Source organism: Pseudomonas sp. WS 5411, from assembly GCF_012985595.1.
GTDB classification, from domain to species: domain Bacteria; phylum Pseudomonadota; class Gammaproteobacteria; order Pseudomonadales; family Pseudomonadaceae; genus Aquipseudomonas; species Aquipseudomonas shahriarae.
Genome location: NZ_JAARMC010000008.1, coordinates 1 through 15130, shown reverse-complemented (window position 1 = coordinate 15130; position 15130 = coordinate 1). Strand labels below are relative to the sequence as shown.

At 56.8% G+C, this 15130-nt stretch carries 18 protein-coding genes; 3 read left to right on the top strand and 15 right to left on the bottom strand.

Translation table 11 applies throughout. From position 1 onward, the window contains the following. Positions 1-2 precede the first annotated feature (2 nt). The 7 genes from HBR93_RS13710 to HBR93_RS13680 all read right to left on the bottom strand — a co-directional run bounded on the left by HBR93_RS13710 (position 3) and on the right by HBR93_RS13680 (position 5303). Entirely contained in the window at positions 3-821 is an 819-nt protein-coding gene (locus HBR93_RS13710; protein WP_169960491.1) for a hypothetical protein, read from the bottom strand. A gap of 25 nt (positions 822-846) precedes the next feature. Continuing rightward, a complete protein-coding gene (locus tag HBR93_RS13705; RefSeq protein WP_169960553.1) occupies positions 847-3564 on the bottom strand; it encodes a toprim domain-containing protein in 2718 nt (905 codons plus the stop codon). A gap of 12 nt (positions 3565-3576) precedes the next feature. Then, positions 3577-3810 (bottom strand): hypothetical protein, encoded by a 234-nt coding sequence (locus tag HBR93_RS13700; RefSeq protein ID WP_057439570.1) that lies wholly within the window; start codon positions 3808-3810, stop codon positions 3577-3579. Positions 3811-3885: 75 nt separating this feature from the next. Next, positions 3886-4257, bottom strand: a complete 372-nt coding sequence (locus tag HBR93_RS13695) for a hypothetical protein (RefSeq protein WP_169960490.1) — start codon at positions 4255-4257, stop codon at positions 3886-3888. Continuing rightward, positions 4257-4544 carry an ogr/Delta-like zinc finger family protein gene (locus HBR93_RS13690; protein ID WP_057439568.1) on the bottom strand — a complete coding sequence of 96 codons (288 nt, stop codon included), beginning with the start codon at positions 4542-4544 and terminating at the stop codon, positions 4257-4259. The genes HBR93_RS13695 and HBR93_RS13690 overlap by 1 nt, the downstream gene beginning before the upstream one ends. Beyond that, complete coding sequence (locus tag HBR93_RS13685; RefSeq protein ID WP_169960489.1) at positions 4541-5014, bottom strand: YmfL family putative regulatory protein; 474 nt, start codon at positions 5012-5014, stop codon at positions 4541-4543. The genes HBR93_RS13690 and HBR93_RS13685 overlap by 4 nt, the downstream gene beginning before the upstream one ends. Before the next feature lie 40 nt (positions 5015-5054). Then, a complete protein-coding gene (locus HBR93_RS13680) occupies positions 5055-5303 on the bottom strand; it encodes a hypothetical protein (protein ID WP_169960552.1) in 249 nt (82 codons plus the stop codon). 38 nt (positions 5304-5341) lie between these two features. Between HBR93_RS13680 and HBR93_RS13675 the strand changes: the two genes are divergently transcribed. From HBR93_RS13675 to HBR93_RS13665, 3 genes are all read left to right on the top strand, one after another. Beyond that, on the top strand, positions 5342-5812 hold the full coding sequence (locus HBR93_RS13675; RefSeq protein ID WP_262377296.1) for a helix-turn-helix transcriptional regulator: 471 nt from the start codon (positions 5342-5344) through the stop codon (positions 5810-5812). Between the two features lie 604 nt (positions 5813-6416). Further along, entirely contained in the window at positions 6417-7346 is a 930-nt protein-coding gene (locus HBR93_RS13670; protein ID WP_169960488.1) for a hypothetical protein, read from the top strand. Then, positions 7343-7882, top strand: coding sequence for a hypothetical protein (locus tag HBR93_RS13665; protein WP_169960487.1), 540 nt, complete (start codon positions 7343-7345; stop codon positions 7880-7882). The genes HBR93_RS13670 and HBR93_RS13665 overlap by 4 nt, the downstream gene beginning before the upstream one ends. An 8-nt stretch (positions 7883-7890) precedes the next feature. Here the strand turns inward: HBR93_RS13665 and HBR93_RS13660 are convergent, their stop codons facing one another. The 8 genes from HBR93_RS13660 to HBR93_RS13625 all read right to left on the bottom strand — a co-directional run bounded on the left by HBR93_RS13660 (position 7891) and on the right by HBR93_RS13625 (position 15068). Continuing rightward, positions 7891-9162: a phage late control D family protein gene (locus HBR93_RS13660; RefSeq protein ID WP_169960486.1), complete on the bottom strand. Its 1272-nt coding sequence runs from the start codon at positions 9160-9162 to the stop codon at positions 7891-7893. Further along, positions 9159-9599: a phage tail protein gene (locus HBR93_RS13655; RefSeq protein ID WP_169960485.1), complete on the bottom strand. Its 441-nt coding sequence runs from the start codon at positions 9597-9599 to the stop codon at positions 9159-9161. Before HBR93_RS13655 ends, HBR93_RS13660 begins: the two co-directional genes overlap by 4 nt. A 5-nt stretch (positions 9600-9604) precedes the next feature. Beyond that, complete coding sequence (locus HBR93_RS13650) at positions 9605-12280, bottom strand: phage tail tape measure protein (protein ID WP_169960484.1); 2676 nt, start codon at positions 12278-12280, stop codon at positions 9605-9607. Continuing rightward, positions 12270-12389, bottom strand: a complete 120-nt coding sequence (locus HBR93_RS13645; RefSeq protein ID WP_029293885.1) for a GpE family phage tail protein — start codon at positions 12387-12389, stop codon at positions 12270-12272. Before HBR93_RS13645 ends, HBR93_RS13650 begins: the two co-directional genes overlap by 11 nt. An 8-nt stretch (positions 12390-12397) precedes the next feature. Then, a complete protein-coding gene (locus tag HBR93_RS13640) occupies positions 12398-12733 on the bottom strand; it encodes a phage tail assembly protein (protein WP_169960483.1) in 336 nt (111 codons plus the stop codon). A 51-nt stretch (positions 12734-12784) separates the two neighbouring features. Beyond that, positions 12785-13300, bottom strand: coding sequence for a phage major tail tube protein (locus HBR93_RS13635; RefSeq protein ID WP_029293889.1), 516 nt, complete (start codon positions 13298-13300; stop codon positions 12785-12787). Positions 13301-13357: 57 nt separating this feature from the next. Next, on the bottom strand, positions 13358-14533 hold the full coding sequence (locus tag HBR93_RS13630; RefSeq protein WP_169960482.1) for a phage tail sheath protein: 1176 nt from the start codon (positions 14531-14533) through the stop codon (positions 13358-13360). A gap of 109 nt (positions 14534-14642) precedes the next feature. Beyond that, positions 14643-15068, bottom strand: coding sequence for a phage tail assembly chaperone (locus HBR93_RS13625; protein WP_169960481.1), 426 nt, complete (start codon positions 15066-15068; stop codon positions 14643-14645). Between the last annotated feature and the right edge of the window lie 62 nt (positions 15069-15130).

The following is a 15130-nucleotide window of genomic DNA, read 5'->3' as shown; positions in this document are numbered from 1 at the left end:
AGTCAGTAAGGAATGGTGTCGAGGATGGCGATGTCGTGAATGAAGTGTCCGGCTTCAATGCGTAGGTCATCTGGGATCGAGAGGAGGGTGCTAAGCAGGTCCAGCAGCACGAACATTTGCGCGCAATTCAGGGCCGTCCGGCGATTAAGGTTCTCGCCATACTTGCTGATCAACTGGCCCTGATATGCAGGAACCTGGACCAAAAGTGTGCTGGCGATCCAGTCCTCAGACTGGGCAACCTTGACACCGAATGCGCTTGCCTCGCCTGCGTTGAGGTCGCCGATAGCTTCCGGCCGAACTCTTGGCGTATTGGCATTGGCAGCTGAGAGATCGATCCAAACCATACGGCTGCTGACGGCCTCACTGCACTCCAACGGCTGGTTTGCCGTGATCACGAGAGCACCCTTGAAGGTTGCTCCCTCGGTCCGATCTGCCCCTGCAAGGGAGATGAAAGTGCCGGAGCTGTAGAGCGGCTTCAGTTCATCCCAATCAAAAGGTTGATCAGGTTCGCCGTGCTGTTCGCAAATGACGATTGGCCGTTCCGCATTGGCATAGATACGAGCCCGCGCAGCCTGGGTCGCGTGAGCCAGCGAATGCGAACAAGGGCTTTGGCCGTTCAACTTTTGCAGGTAGTCCACAAGCAGCGACTTACCGCTGCCGGCCGCGCCAACGATCTGAAGGAACGGGAAGCTATTCTGGTCCTCGCGGATACGGGCGGCATGTGCGGCCCCCAGCCACCAGGCCATAACAACCACCCCCCGAGCGCCAAAGTAGGCGACAAAGTCGTTGAAGCGAATGGCCGATTTGAGTTCGTTTTGCATGGTGCTGCTCCTGTTATTGCGGTGGTTACACGCCCTGGAATACCCAGCAGCGAATGGTTTTTGGTTTATCGAAAGCGTCTAGCGCCCGCGCCGAGTTGACGGCCTTGTTGGATTCCAGAAACTTGGGTGATTTGCTGGTTTTGAGTAGGCGTTTCAGGTCACTGAGTGCGGGCACCTGCTGGCGCTTGTTTGCCGCCATTTCCACGAATTCGTTGAGGTTCACCGCGATCAGCCCATCCCGGCGGGCGTGGTTGAGCGCCCCTGTTTCGTCCATACCGTTGAGGAAGTCGTACAGATCCCAAAACTCGGTAACGGTCGGGTGGTCGGCGTTGATTGCCTGCTGGCGCTCCAAGGCCATGCGACTGACCTCGGCGTGTGCAAGGGCTTTACGGTGCTCGCCAAGCGGCACGACGTCGGCCAGGGCATCCACTAGGCTGCGCAACTGGGCGTGGTTCTTAGCGATACGCACTGTGCGGATGCCGGGTTGTGCCAGCAGCTCCTGCTCGTAGCCGGAGGTGTTTTCTTCCATCAGGCGCATGGTGTTTGCTTCTCGCTGCAGCGCCTTGACCAGGAAGCCGCTGATCTTTTCCATCGGCATGCGCTCCAGCTGCTCGGCGAACTGCTTGGTTTCCGGGGTGTGGTGCTCACGGGTCAGGTGGACGTGGCAAAGACGCTGGAGGATTGGTTCGGAGGCGTTCACCGCGTTGTTCTGCGCAATCAGCAGGGCGGCGCGGAAGGGCGGTTCGTGGGTGTCGTTGCCGTTGTTTTTCACGCCAGTGGACCGAACGCTGCGGCCGTTGTAGGCGGTTTTCAGTTCGTCCCAGTCGAAGTGCTTTACCGGCTGGCCTTCCTTCTGTTCGCGCTCGGACTCGATCAGCACCACCGGCAGGTTGCTGACCTGCGAGAAGTTGCGCGCACGGCTGGCGGCGGTCGCTTTGGAGGGGTCGAAACCTTCATAGTCAGTGCGTCCAACCAGTTTCCACAGCAGCTCAACTAGGGTGGTTTTGCCTGAGCCGGCTTCGCCTACCAGTTCCAGGAACATCAGCGATTTGTGGATCTGGCGGATCTGCTCGGCATGCAAAGCGCCCAACCACCAGGCCAGTACCACAAGGCCCTGGACGCCAAAGCAGCGCCAGTAAATGTCGAACCACCCTTCGTTGTAGGCGTTCAGGTCGGTATTGATGTGCAGCACGGGCGACTGGCTTTGGGACTTGATACTCAGCTTACCCAGGTCAAAAAAGTCTTCTTTGTTACGCACATGCACCGCCCCGTCGAAAAAGGCCAGGTCGTTGAAAACATAAGCACCGTGTTCGCGGCTGTAGCCGATCCATTCGATTGTGTTGACGGCTTTCAGGCAATCCAATTGAGGTGCAAGAATCCGTTTCAGTTGTTGGGCGCTGCCCTCAAACATCGCGCCATTGGAGACGTTGAGCAGGCGATTCGCGAACTCAGGTGCCGACGTGAGCTGTTTTGCCGTGAACGTGCTTTTGATGGCAGGCCCTTGCGGGCGCTCGATACGGAAGTAGTACCAGGCCTCATCGGTCAGGTCGTTGCGCATGTAATACAGCGCTTGGAAATTGCAGTTTGCGATGCAGGTCACTGAGCCGGATTGGCGTAGTGCCTTGTAGCGCCGCTGTTCCTCAGTGAGCAACTGATCTTCATGCCGGTCAGAGCTTTCCAGGTCGCCGATGGCGCGGTCGTACTTATCAAGGTCCAGCCGAAACCAGTACAGGCGCTTGCGGAATGTGAAGTTGAATTCCTTGCGCTCGTCGCGCAGGTAGATAAGAAAACCTTTTTCTTCCGCCGAGTCAGCCAGCAGCAGGTCACCCTGGTGGCGAGCGTCATTGAGGTCGTGCTCGATGCGCTCAGTACGTTTCTCGTCGCCCTCGATCGACTTCCAGCGGTGGTGCAGATCGTTCCAGTCGACCTTTTTACCGTTGGGCTGTGGGATCACCGCCGCTTTGCAGGTGAAGCCCAGGTCGCGGGCCTCTTTGACCCAGCGGCGTGTATTGGCTTTAGCCACCGGTTCGTTATCCAGTGCCCACACCAGAGTCGGCAGGCGCTTGTCAGCGTCATGGCGCAGCTTGACCAGGGCCTTGAGTGAGTCAATCGGGCAGGGAGCACTGGACATCATCGACACGGCCGACACGTCGTTGTGCAGCAGCGCTATAGCGTCGAAGATCCCTTCGACGATAAACAGCTCGTCGACCTCCAACAGGTCTACGCTCGGCGGGCACCACCAAACGCCTTTGTAGCCTGTCGCACCTTCGCCGGTAGGGCGAAAGCGCGCTTTCATCTTGCCGAAGCGGTCAGGCCGATCTATCAGGCGTTCCCAATAGCCGCCTTTCTCCAGGGCAAAACGTACCGTAGCGCTGCCGATGTTGAGGCGACTATCCCAATAGTTTTCCTGGGTGAACCAACCGGTAATCAGCTCAAATTTGAAGCCCCGCGCAAACTCCAGGTAGGCGCGTGCGGTAGCAAGGGGATTGTCCGGTGTCGACGGGGCGGTCTTGCTCCAGTCGTTGAACAGGTCGTCATACACGTCCTTTATATAGACGCGGTGGTCGCACTTTTCCGGCCGTCCACAGATCAACGTCCAGGGCGAATCATAGAAGGTGTACAGAGTCTTCTGGCCGCAGGCAGGGCAAACACCCTTGCGCATGTAGTCGGTGCCGCGCATGTGCTTGAGCTGGTAATCCCGCTCAATGCGTTGGATGACGTCGGCGCGCAGCCTTTCTTTCATTTCCATCGGGGCTTACTTCGCTTCGTCGAGACTGTGTTTAAGGGCGCCGATCAGGCGTTTCTGTGCAGCCATCACCGGGAAGGCGACGAGCAGCGAGCCATGCCGCAAACCCTCGGGGATCATGCGAAAGCGGTCGTCGTACCAATGCTCGTTGAACTGCTGTGCGTACTGAGCACGTAGCACCTGAAGCAGGGCCTCGGCCTGGTCGCGGGGCAGTTTTGCGGTGATGGCGACGTCGATTTCCATGGTCCACCTCGGATTTCGGGCAAAGCTCACCCAAACCCACGGCAACCGGGGAAGGGCGGGATGTTTAAAAGGGGTTTACTGAGGGTGAGGCTTGAGCGCGGTATCGCGCTGGTCGAGCAATTTCTGCGGGAGCAGTCGTGCCGGTACCGGATATCGCAAGTGGGCGCGGGTATCGATCAGATGCACGACCGTTCTGTCATCACCGGCACCCCAGTCCACACCCAGACATTGCCGTTGTTTGATGACCTGCAGTTCAGTCCAGGCGTTGTGCACCAGCTTGGGCGCCATTAACACTGGCACTTCCAGCGCCAGGGTCAGGTGATGTATGCAACGGTCGAACAGCAGATCGGAGTCCACCAGGTGTTCGGCGTCATGGCGTTGCAGGTAAGCGAAAGCAGCGTGTTGCATGCTGCTGCGGTAGTCATGAGTCAATTGCTCGGGCTTCATCACGCACGCTCCATTTCCAGTTGGTCCAGCAGATCGGGTTGATCGTTGGCGGTTTTCATTGCCTGTCGACGAATGACCACGTCTGCAACTGGCAGCTTTACAGCTGGGTTGGGCATGCCGCTGGGGCTCAGCTCGTGGGTCATTTGAAACAAAGCACGCACCGACCAGCCACAGGCTTCGTTGGTGCATTGCATGTAGGTGATACGCAAGAAAATGTGCTGTCCTTCGCTGGTGCGGATACGCATGCGGCCTTGGCAGTGGGGGCAAACCAGCTTGTAAGTGCTCAATGTTGGGGCCCCTTGCTGTGCAACTGGATGGTCGCAAGTACTTCTGAATGACGAGCCGACATATAGCGGTTGTGCGCGGCAAGGATCGCTTCCGCCTCGTCACGTTCGATGCGACCGTCGTCCAAGGCTTTGGCAATGATCTGGTCGACGACTCCGCGCTTGGCAGCAGCGTTGACCGACCGGCTGTAGAGGTCGACGTTGTCCAGGGTTTTGGGATTTGCCAGTGGGACGAACATACCGCCGTACAAGGCTGCGATGTATTCCGGCAGATGTGTGGTGCCAGCGTCCTGCTCCAACACATGAATCTGCTCATCGCTTAAAGGTCGGCTGCCGGCATTTTCATAGATGTGGTTATCGAACTTCTTGAGCTCGTAACCAAGGCGAGCTGAAGCGCATTCGCGTCCGCCTGGGTAGTCGCAAATAACTGCACTCATTACTTGCCGCTTGGTCGCTAGAACTGGGCGTTTCATCTTCTGGTATCCCCCTGGAGTCATCGCCCCTACAGTTGTTTCATACAGCCTGTGCTGCGGTCTGCTCGGTGCTTTCCGCCAGGATCCCTGGCAATACCTCTTTGCCAATCACCCGAGACAAATCCCGCAGGATCTGGAATGTCAGCCGCCCGCGTGGAAGAGTTTTGTGGCCGGCCCAGCGCTGAACCACCTGGGTGACCGTCCTCACCTCGTAGCCATGGCTGAGGGCGAACTGACGGAAGTTACTGCCGCGTTCGATCAGTCGTGCCTGGATCTGGCGCTTCTCCATCGCTTGGCTCATGGTTCGAGTGTTCCTAGTTGGTTAAGATGTACCTGTTTGTTCGCAGTATACGCACCAAAACGGGTGCGTCAATCGGAATTTATGAAAAAATGAGTATATCCACGCGCCTGCGCAGCGTAATAGACAGCAGAGGAATGTCTATAAAGGAGGCCTCAGAGGTAGTGGGGATCCCTTATAGGACGCTACAGAACTACCTTCTAGGTGAGCGTGAGCCCAATGCAAAGGCGATGGCTGCCATTCGCACTCATTTGGGTATAAGTCTGGATTGGCTGCTGACAGGAGAGGGTTCTATGTTTCTGGGTGTGTCAGCTGGGACATCTGATGTGCAGGCCGAAAACCAGCAGGAGGAGGCCATCCTTGAGCTGTTCCGCTCGCTTGGAGAGGCCGGTAAGCGGGAGATACAGAGCGCTGCTGAAGAAAAGAAACGCTTAATGGATGTCGAGCAGCGCCTCAAGGATTTGACTGAAGCCCTTGCCGATACCAAACGGCCAGCATAATCTGTACCCATTAAGAACGGATCATGCAGGGACGCGTACGATCCATCAGTTAACGCTCGGCTGAGGTGCCAAATGGCCCGGCCTGAGTGAAACAGACTTTCCGTACCATAGGGATATGATCAGTGCTCAAAACAAGCTCATTTATAGCTCTGCTGCTTATTGCATTTGTGCCTAACACTTATGCGGATATAAGCGGTGTAATAGCTACTGATATTGTTAAGGCGGTTGGCTCGCCCGTGATCGAAAAGACGCAGGAGGAGGATTCTCCTGATTGTAGCACTACTCGATATATTTTCGCCCATCCGGTAACTAGCGTTAAGTTAGTATTCAAGTGCGATCAGATTAACGTCTCTTGGTTTCAATCTAAAGAGCCACAAAATCTTGAGGCTAGCAGAGTCGCGACTGAATTGGCCCTGAGGGCAGTTATCGCATTGTCTGATGGTAATGGAATAGAGGTTGAAAAGGTCCTGGCAGGTGGGAGATATAAAGGCAGATCTTATAGTACTGGATCAGCGGGTTCTGTATTGGGACACAATGCTTGTTAATTTTTAGGTAGTCCTTGCCGCGTTGGCAGGGCTTAACTCTGTGCTCAAGAGTATTAAATATGCACTCAATTGCTCCATATTCGATTCGTTGTTTTAATCCGTATAGCGCTGCAAGAAATATTGATGAGCGTTATTCAGTTTTGGACAAGGTTGGGCAATTCGATGCCTATAAAGTATTTCAGGATTTTCTTGTTGCTCAGGATGATAAATTTAAAATTGTAGAGGATACTAAGCAAGTATACCGTTTCTACGGTATGAAATTTTATGAAGAGAAAAGAGAGATCGCTGGTTGGTTTGAGGCCGGTTACTATGGTGTGAAGAATGACATTATTGATATTGAAACCGGTAATGTTGATTATGAGAAAACTCAAAAGAATGCCGAAATAATTAAGCACTATGTGCGATTTTATATGCCTGTTGGATTTGATGAGGGGATTGCGCTCTTACAAAGTTACAAGGGTAATGGTATAAAAACTTTGCTTTATGATCTTTTGCGGGTGAACTTTAATGAGGTAACCAAGAAGACTCTGCAAATGAATCCTTTGGCTTACAAAAAAGCGTTTAAGGTTTGGGAGGAAGCTCTGGCTAAGGAGATTAAGCTGACAAAGTTCGTAGGTATGCCAGATATTACCGATCAGCTTAAGCGGCTTGGTCATAAGGAACAGCAGTTAATTATAAAGCCACCAAGCAGAGGTTCTTTGGGTAAGCTTAAGGATTATTTTGATACTAATAGCGAACAGTATCAGGTTGTAGAGTTTCTTAGTCCAATGTGTTCGGATGTTAAAGCGGTTGCAGAGTTGAATGGTAAGAAAAGAACCTTTACTATTGGTCGGCCTGCTGAAGAGCAAGTGTGTGAGATATTAATAGACGAGGATGAAGTGGATATGGTTGCTGGAAATCCTGAGCCGGTATCATTGCATAAGTGGTGTTCAACGGTACTACAGGACTACGTAAATTCTTTGTATCCAGGGCTTAAGGTAGAGATATGAGCAGTAAAATAAATGTTGCTGACATAGTTTTAGGACACATTGCGACACTCGCTGATCCAGCGGGCAAACGTTCAATTATGGATTATGTGACATTTTTTGCTGTTCCAGGGTTGGTAGCTGCGCTAGGGTGTATGGCTGGTTATAACTTGAATAAAGACGTTTCTTCGATGCTTGTGAATTTTGGGGCAATATTCACAGCGTTGCTACTGTCAGTCCTTGTGCTCGTATATGATCAGGAAAGCAAACTCAACTTAGCTAAGGGAGCGGATCCTCTCTATAATCCCAAAAAGCAGCTGTTAAAACAGCTTTATTATAATATTTGTTTTTCTATCATAAGCTCGATCGTATTGGTTGGCCTTTGCTTCACTCATTCAGTTCTGACCGGGCTCGTAAATTGTATTGATGTTATGGGTGGAACTGTATGCATCAATTACGCAAAGTATATTTTTACACCGTTGGTTATTTTTGTAACTGCTAATCTGATGCTTACGATAATAATGATCGTGAAGCGCATGCATGCGATGCTCACCATCTGAATATGTGATTATGCGGGGACGGTGGCCTGGACTCTTTTCCACTCCCGAGAGATGGCTCGTTTCGCTGTCTGTTCACTGGCATACAGCCAACGCAGACGCCTTGGCTTCGCTTGATCTCCCGCAGTTATGGTTTTTTCCTTCCCGCTTTTCTCATCCCGATAGTACGCAATAATCCCCGTGTAATCCCCCGCGTTTTCCTCTGCCAGATCCTCCACATTATCCTCGGGCAACTTGCTCTCCAGCTCCAGACTCACGGTATAACCACCGTCAGCAGTCAGGCTGTGCTGCACATTCCCGCCGTACCAGATGATCTCGTCGATTTCCGCTTTCACGCCCTGGAGCGTATAGGTCAGTTCGGGAATCAGATCCGGCCGGCCCATGGCGAGGGTATAGCTGAGCGTGGCGCTGCCACGTTGCAGGCGCCTGAATTCGGCCCGGGCAGCGCGCAGGGCTGACTGCTGGTCACTGTAGGTATGGCGCAGGTCTTTGAGGTTGTCGCCGCCGCCGGCAATGGCTTCCTGTTTCTTGGCACTGTTGACGTCGTAGTAATAGGCGCGCACGCCGTCGTAGCTGTCGCGGTCGGCTTGCAGGTACCGGTGCTGGTCACCGTCGATGCGGGTCAGGGTGATATGGGGCAGATCCAGGCCGCTGGCGGTCTTGCCGCCACCGGCCGGGAGGCATAGCAGGCAGCCGGCTTTGACGCTGGCCACCGCGTCGAACTCTTCGCCCAGGCGGCTGATCAGGTTGGCGTCGGATTCGTTGGCCTGGTCGAGCTGCAGGATGGGCAACCCGTCCAGGGCACCGGCAATGGTGGAGGTGAGGTTGTTGCCCATGGCGATATCGCCCAGGACTTCGCCGAGGGTGGTGTTGCTCCAGCTGCGTTCGCGTTTGGTCTTGAGCCCCTTGCGCAGGTCCGCCGAGCGGGCGCGAATGCTCAGCACGTCCGGCGCGCCGCTGTGTTCGGTTTCGTCGACGGTGTAGGTGCCTTTTTCTACCAGGCCTGTATCACTCCAACCCAGCCATAGCCGCAGCACTGCGCCCTTGGGCGGGATGGTCAGCAGGCCGTCGTGGTCGCTGAGGGTGATGGTGAGTTGATCGGCCTCGACGCCGCGGTTGTCGGTCAGCTCCAGGCTCATCAGCCGCGGGCTTATCTTCTGGGCGATATCGAGGCCGTCCACGGACAGGCGGAACGCCGGCACCGGGTAGGCCGCGTCGCGGATGAAGCGTTGGGCGGTGTCCTTGAGGTAGCCGGTGACCTTGGATAGCACGGCGTCAATCACAGCAGCCCCCGCAGGATGTTGACGCCGATGTTGGTGGCAGCGCCGAGCAGATCGATACGGTCATCGTCGGTGCGCTTGAGGTTCAGGGTGAACTCAATGCGCCGGGGCGTGCCGTTGCTGAAGAATATGGTTTTGGTTTCGCTGAGGCTCTCGATCACCCACAGGCCGTAGATTCGACCGCTGCCTTCTACCATGGGCCAGGCCTTGCCGGTGTTTGCCATCAGGCGCAGGGCGTCCAGGCTGAGGGCACTGCCGGCCAGCTCCGGGAAGATGATGCCGGGGAGGGTGATGGAGTCGTCGCCACGGCCCACGAACTGCCGCGCGGGAGCGGCGCCGACGCGGTTGTTGCTGGCGTGGCGCCAATCGGTTTGGCGTTGCAGCTCTTGGTAAGCGGCGGTGGAGAGGCTGAATACGAACATGCCGAGGGCACACATCATAGTGATTATTCCAAGTCTCTTAACTGGCTGCGTTGACGTACCTCTTTAGCTCTCAGTAGCCGATCAACCTGTTTTGCTACTTCCCGAGCGATGGTGCCTTCATCCATGCCTGGAGCCGCGTGAACATGGATGGTCACTTCTGCCGGGGCGGACATTGTGGTTGCCGCAGTCGAGGCAGCAAGGGGCGGTCGGTCATCTACGGCCAACGCCGGCATAGCGGTGGCGCTCAGGGCCAGGGTGCCGGCCGCTGTGAGTTGTTTGCCCATGCTACTCAGGGCGTCGAGGGGGCCTTTCTGTCCGCCTTCCAGACCTTTGGTCAGACCCGCCATGGTGAACCCACCCAACTCGGCGAACACCCGCGATGGGCTGTGGATGCCGAGCTTTTCCTTGAACCAACCGATGCTGGCGTCGCCGATTGAACTGATGGCGGTTTTGACGCTGCCCAGCCCGGCCAGCAGCCCGTTGACCAGGCCGTTGACGATCATGTTGCCGAACTCGGTAAAGCGGCTGGGCAGATCCACGCCCAGGTAACTCAGCACCCCGGCGAAGGCCTGGTAAATCAGGCCGATGGGGCTGAAGTTGGCCAGGGTGTTGATGATGCCGACGATCCCACCGCTGAAGCCGGCTTTGATCTCCGTCCAGGCGTTGGCGAAGTAGTTCTTCACCGCGTCCCAGTTGGTGTAGATCAGGTAGGCGCCTGCGGCCAGGGCGGCGACTACGGCGGCGATGACCAGGACAATCGGGTTTGCTGCCAGCCCCCACAGCGCAATCCCTACAGTACGAAGGGCAGTTAAAAGCGCACCGCCCATGGTTGTGGCGAGCAGGCGTATGCCCTGGGTGAACATTGGAAAGACGTTGCGAGCAAGTCCAGTCAGCGTGGGGAACAGCCCCTTCACCATTTTGGAGACACCACCGCCCTGTATGCCAAACATGGTCATGCCATAGCGCAGCATGGCAAATGGTCCCAACAGACTCGCCATGGTCAATGCCAGGCCCCCGAAGCTGAACGCCAGGACCGCCACAAGGCCCACTACCTTAACCAGACCACCAGCCAACTTCGGGTTTTCTCGTGCCCAAGTCCCGACGCTGTTGGCGATGTCGCCCAGCGTTTTAATCAGGTCCTTCAAGTCGGGCGCGACGGCCGCGCCGAATTCGGCCAAGGCGTTGGTAAAACTGCCCTCTGCGGCTTCCATCACGTTGGTCAGGGTACCCAACTGTTCATTGACGCGGGTGCGCAGATCCGCCTGGGTTTGTAGTTGCTGCTGCACCTGCTGATACCCGGCCAGCCCTTTGTTCATCATGACGTTGAGGGTCGTGATGGTTTCCGCGTCGTCGCCAAACAGCTTTCCGATAACCGCTGTTCTGTCGACCTGATTCAGATCCTTGATCTTGTCGATTTGGGCGTAGAGGTTCTCAACGCCAGAGAAATTCCCTTCCTCATTGGTAAAGCTGAAGCTGATTTTCTGCCCTTTGTCGGCGAGCATTTTGTTAATGCTGTCGACGTTGCTTTTCTTCAGCGATGCCTGAAATATTTTTCGGAAGGCATTACCTGCTTTGCTCCCCTCGATACTGGCCTGATCCATCATGATCAGCAGTGGTGCCAGGTTTTTGGTTGCCTCCAGACCTGACTTGTTGATGATATCCATCACGGGCGAAATGCTGCTGAAGCCAGCAAGCATGTTGGTCGGATCAACACCCGCGTAGAACCCTCGCTGGATGGTATCCATCAGGCTCATCATGTCTTTTTCAGTGGTGCGCGTAGCGTCCTGCATCTTGGCAGCGAACTCAGCGGCTTGAGTCGCTTCCATTTTCAGCAGGACGCCGAGGTAGGCAGCGGCTTCACCAGTCCCGCCTAAGATATTTCTCGAACTCAGGCCCTGACGACGAAGCATGGTCATCATGTTTTGAAAGTCGGCCGTGGTACCGGGCAAAAGGTCGCCGAGTTTGGTGGCCTGCTTGGTGATTTTCTGGAAGTCCTCCGACACCTTGCCGGTGTCGCCCATCATGGACACTTTGAGCTGGGTGGCTGAGTCTTCATTGGGTGCAAAGGCCCTGACTGCCGCCATGATAGGCCGACTTGCCGCGTATCCCACGCCTAATCCAGCAGCCCCATTGACTGCCAGGTTGCCGGCTGCTCTCTGGTTTTTCTCCATCTGGATACGGGCCGTCGCTGCGCGCTTGTGCTGGGCGGTCAGCTCGGCCATTCGCTTACCCTGCGCGCTGATGCTGGCGTTGGTGGCGCTGATTTGCTCGCGCAGCTGGCGTTCGTGTGTGCCCAGGTTCTTGGTGCTGATCCCCGCGTCATACAGTCGTGAGCGCAGCCCCTGGAGCTGCTCGCTCTGCTGTTGGTGCTGCTGTTTCAGCCGCTGGGCCTCGCGCACGGCCGTTCGAAAATCCTTCGCCATTGCCCTGGTCGGCACGCCGGTCGCGGCAAACTGCTGGCTGAGGGTTTTGACTTTGGCCTGCGCAGCATTCAACGCCTCGTTGGTCTGCTCGACAGCTGCACGCTGCGACCGCCAGGCGGTGACGTCTTTCTGCTGGGTGTTGAGTTCCTTCAGGCGGTCGCGGGCAGCCTTGAGCGCGCGAGCGGTCTCCAGGCTGCCGTTGTTGATTTGCTTCAGCGGGCGGGTGGCTTTGTCGATGGCACTGAGCAGCACCTGAAGTTTCAGATCATTTGCCATCGGTGGAACTCCGCACCCTGGCACGCTCGCGCCAGTCCATCAGGTCTTGCAGGCCCAACTGATCCATATCAGCCGGTGCCCAGTGAAAAACCACGGCCAGATCGGCCATGGCGTCCTCTACGCAACGAGGGATGCATCCGTCTTCGCCGACTTCTGCAACAAAAAACCGCTGATCTTGCTGCTGAGGGCGAGCAAATCGGCCGGGTCCATGCCAGAGACCTCAATCGCGGTGAGGGTTGGGCTGCTGATGCGCGGAACGACTTTGATCAGGCTGGCGACGTCCATTTGCAGTAGGTCTACCAGGCTCACACCGCGCAGCTCGCCTGAGCTGGGTTTGCGCAGGGTGATGCGGTCGATGGTGGTGACGCCACGACGTATCGGGGAGTCGAGGACGACGGTGTTTTCGTCGGCCAGTGGCTGGACGTCGGATTGTTCGGTGGCTGCTGGTTTCATTGGAAAAGCTCCTGGTGATGAACGTGTGAGGTTGTCGATCGAGGGCGGGTTTTAGAGCCCGATGGCCTTGCGCTGTTTCTCCAGCATGTCCTTGCCACCGACCTTCTCAATGAAGTTGAGCAGGTCGATTTCGATGATTTCTTCGTTATCGACCGTCAGCTTGTAGTAGGTGCAGGTGGTGGTGATGGAATGCTCGGTGTCCTCGCCTGGCTGCGCGTCACCCATTTCGATGGTTTCGTGACGGCCGCGCACCACGATTTCCACGGCGCTGACTTCGCCAGTGTCGTCCTGCTCATAGGCGCCGGAAAAACGCAGGGCCACACCCGAGGCGTTGACTGCGCCGAACTGTTTGAGGCTGATCAGATCGAGGCCACCGGTTTTCCATTCCAACTGGATGCCGTCATCGGAAAAGCCCAGATCTGCCTTGACCGGGCCGTTCATGCCGCCGCCGCGATAGGCTTCCATTTTGCGGCCGAGGGCGGGCAGGGTGACGGACTTAACCAAGCCACGGTAGATGTTGGCGTCGTTGAACAACATTAGGTTTTTGAGCTTGTGGGGCAGGGCCATGGCGGTGTTCTCCGGGGGTATGGCACAGGGTTAACTCCCCTCGCGGGGAGGCCCGGTTTAGCTGTTGATCTGGCTGGCGAACTGCATCAGGTAACGGTCGGTGATGCGCTGGCGAAGCGTGAGGTCTTCCAGGGGCGGCACTGGGGTGTAGTCGTAGTCCAGGGTCAGCTTGCCGGCCTTGAGGGTGTCCTTGTCGTTGATGTCTTCGGCGTACCAGCAACTGCCGCCGATCAGGTAGCCCTGGGCAATCAACTCGCGGAACTTGGCATTGATGCCTTCGATGATGTCCCGCACCAGGGAGGCGTGCATGGGCTTGTCGACCGCCCACATGTGCGCCTCGGCCATGGTGTCGGCCAGGATCTGCGCGGTGCGGGTGTAGTTTTCGAAGGCGAACAGCGGGTCGTCGCTGCACGTACGGCTGCCCCAGAAGCGGAAGCCGCCCTCGTTGATCAGCGTGGTGACTTCGTTGCTGTTGAGGTAGTTGGCATCGGTGGCCGGGTTTTGCAGATCCCAGAACACGTCGGCGCTGATCCCGGTCACGCCATTGACGGCGACGTTGGACAGGGTCTTGTGCCAGCCGATTTCCTGATCGATCTTGGCCCGCAGGCCCAGGGCGCGTGCCACGGCCGAGGCGGTAACGGTCGCATTGGTGACGGTGCTCCAGTTCTGGAACTCCGGCCAGATGACCATCAGTTCACGGGCGCCGAAGTTTTCGCGGTAGGCGACCACCTCTTCCTTGGTTTTGCAGCCCCAGGCGCTGACGTAGGCGAAGGCGCGCAGGTCCTTGGCAATCGATACCAAGGCGGTGGCCACCGGCTGGCTGTCGACGCCTGGCACGCCGAGAATGCGCGGCGTCATACCCACGCGGGCCTTGGCGGCGAGCAGGGCTTTCATGCCGGTGTACTTGCCATCGGCGGTGGTGGTGCCGATCAGGGCGCTGGTGGTGGCGGCTTCGTCGGCGCCTTCCTTGACCCGCACCACGATGGTGTAGGGCTTGGTCTGGTCGGCGATGGCTTGCAGGCTGGATGCCAGGGTGCCTTTGACGCCTGATTTGGCAATGGCGCTTTGCACATTGGTCAGCAGGACCGGGGTGTCCAGCGGAAACATCAGGGGGTCTGCATCCTCAGCCGTGCAAACCAGGCCGATGACTGCGGTGGAGATGGTGCGAATGGGGCGGGTGCCATCGTTGAGTTCGATGACCCGCACGCCGTGGAGATAGTCTGAACCGGCCATGGGTGGTTGCCTGCGCTGTGATGGAATGACAGTGCACAGGCTGCCGCGCGCGCGCCGGTTGAGCGAGCGCGCAGAGTTGTAGCGGGCGAGGTTACAAGTGAACCGAAGGCTATTGAGTCAGATCGGCGAGCCAGGCTGGAGGCTTGGGCCTTTGCCCGTTCTCTGGGAATGCGTTGGCTGACGGCCAATCGCGCAGTGCTTGGCGGTATTGCAGAAGCTCAGCGAACTGCTGCGCCGTCAATGCTGTGGTCCCTCCCATGTCCTGCTCGTCGCGGTGACGGGTAGCCACCCATTCATAACGGGAAAGCTCAGCAGAGCGCCAAATCCGCTCACGATCTTGCAGTTCTTCCAAGGATGACGGGGCAGTATCCGAAACCAACGGCTCGCCCTCTTTGCCTGGACGTAAAACTTTCCCGGTCGAGCATGCATCCAGCAACTGGCGATGCTGCTCCCGGGTGATTTCGTATCCGCCATTGTCGGCGAGCCCGAAGGCAAAACGCTGGTCTTCTTCGACCCACTTAGCCCAAATGTTCATAACCCGCCCTCAATAGCCGATAGCAATCCAGCGGATGTACGCTGTGCCGGTGAAAGATGAAG

Bases quoted from the DNA above. Each gene is read 5' to 3' on its own strand.
- HBR93_RS13710 (WP_169960491.1), bottom strand. From the start codon at position 821: ATGCAAAACGAACTCAAATCGGCCATTCGCTTCAACGACTTTGTCGCC.
- HBR93_RS13705 (WP_169960553.1), bottom strand. From the start codon at position 3,564: ATGAAAGAAAGGCTGCGCGCCGACGTCATCCAACGCATTGAGCGGGAT.
- HBR93_RS13700 (WP_057439570.1), bottom strand. From the start codon at position 3,810: ATGGAAATCGACGTCGCCATCACCGCAAAACTGCCCCGCGACCAGGCC.
- HBR93_RS13695 (WP_169960490.1), bottom strand. From the start codon at position 4,257: ATGAAGCCCGAGCAATTGACTCATGACTACCGCAGCAGCATGCAACAC.
- HBR93_RS13685 (WP_169960489.1), bottom strand. From the start codon at position 5,014: ATGAAACGCCCAGTTCTAGCGACCAAGCGGCAAGTAATGAGTGCAGTT.
- HBR93_RS13680 (WP_169960552.1), bottom strand. From the start codon at position 5,303: ATGGAGAAGCGCCAGATCCAGGCACGACTGATCGAACGCGGCAGTAAC.
- HBR93_RS13675 (WP_262377296.1), top strand. From the start codon at position 5,342: ATGTACCTGTTTGTTCGCAGTATACGCACCAAAACGGGTGCGTCAATC.
- HBR93_RS13670 (WP_169960488.1), top strand. From the start codon at position 6,417: ATGCACTCAATTGCTCCATATTCGATTCGTTGTTTTAATCCGTATAGC.
- HBR93_RS13665 (WP_169960487.1), top strand. From the start codon at position 7,343: ATGAGCAGTAAAATAAATGTTGCTGACATAGTTTTAGGACACATTGCG.
- HBR93_RS13655 (WP_169960485.1), bottom strand. From the start codon at position 9,599: ATGATGTGTGCCCTCGGCATGTTCGTATTCAGCCTCTCCACCGCCGCT.
- HBR93_RS13650 (WP_169960484.1), bottom strand. From the start codon at position 12,280: ATGGCAAATGATCTGAAACTTCAGGTGCTGCTCAGTGCCATCGACAAA.
- HBR93_RS13645 (WP_029293885.1), bottom strand. From the start codon at position 12,389: ATGGCCGATCTGGCCGTGGTTTTTCACTGGGCACCGGCTGATATGGAT.
- HBR93_RS13640 (WP_169960483.1), bottom strand. From the start codon at position 12,733: ATGAAACCAGCAGCCACCGAACAATCCGACGTCCAGCCACTGGCCGAC.
- HBR93_RS13635 (WP_029293889.1), bottom strand. From the start codon at position 13,300: ATGGCCCTGCCCCACAAGCTCAAAAACCTAATGTTGTTCAACGACGCC.
- HBR93_RS13630 (WP_169960482.1), bottom strand. From the start codon at position 14,533: ATGGCCGGTTCAGACTATCTCCACGGCGTGCGGGTCATCGAACTCAAC.
- HBR93_RS13625 (WP_169960481.1), bottom strand. From the start codon at position 15,068: ATGAACATTTGGGCTAAGTGGGTCGAAGAAGACCAGCGTTTTGCCTTC.